A 660-nucleotide genomic window follows, 5' to 3' on the forward strand; every position below is an offset into this window, starting at 1 on the left:
GACTGAAGCAGAAAAAGCTAAGGTAGCAGACGCAGTTAAGAAATCAAACCCAACAGTAACAGATGTTAAGGTTGGTAAAGATGGCACAGCAACCGTAACCTTCCCAGATGGCACAACAGCCGTTATTCCATCAGGTAAGGCAGTTAAGAAATCATCAGATAATGCAGTTAAGGATCCAGCGGTAACACCAGTTGTAGATCCAAGCAACTTGACTGAAGCAGACAAAGCTAAGGTAGCAGATGAAGTTAAGAAATCAAACCCAACAGTAACAGATGTTAAGGTTGGCAAAGATGGTACAACCACAGTTACATTCCCTGATGGCACAACAGCCGTTATTCCATCAGGTGATACAGTTAAGAAATCATCAGATAACGCAGTTAAGGATCCAGCGGTAACACCAGTTGTAGATCCAAGCAACTTGACTGAAGCAGACAAAGCTAAGGTAGCAGATGAAGTTAAGAAATCAAACCCAACAGTAACAGATGTTAAGGTTGGTAAAGATGGCACAGCAACCGTAACCTTCCCAGATGGCACAACAGCCGTTATTCCATCAGGTAAGGCAGTTAAGAAATCATCAGATAATGCAGTTAAGGATCCAGCGGTAACACCAGTTGTAGATCCAAGCAACTTGACTGAAGCAGAAAAAGCTAAGGTAGCAGA

1 pseudogene is annotated in these 660 nt (G+C 42.7%); it reads left to right on the forward strand.

The features are described from left to right. Nucleotides 1–660: pseudogene (locus D8787_RS11625) on the forward strand (hypothetical protein); the annotation flags it as partial.

The organism is Streptococcus mitis, from assembly GCF_003944325.1.
GTDB classification, from domain to species: domain Bacteria; phylum Bacillota; class Bacilli; order Lactobacillales; family Streptococcaceae; genus Streptococcus; species Streptococcus mitis_CW.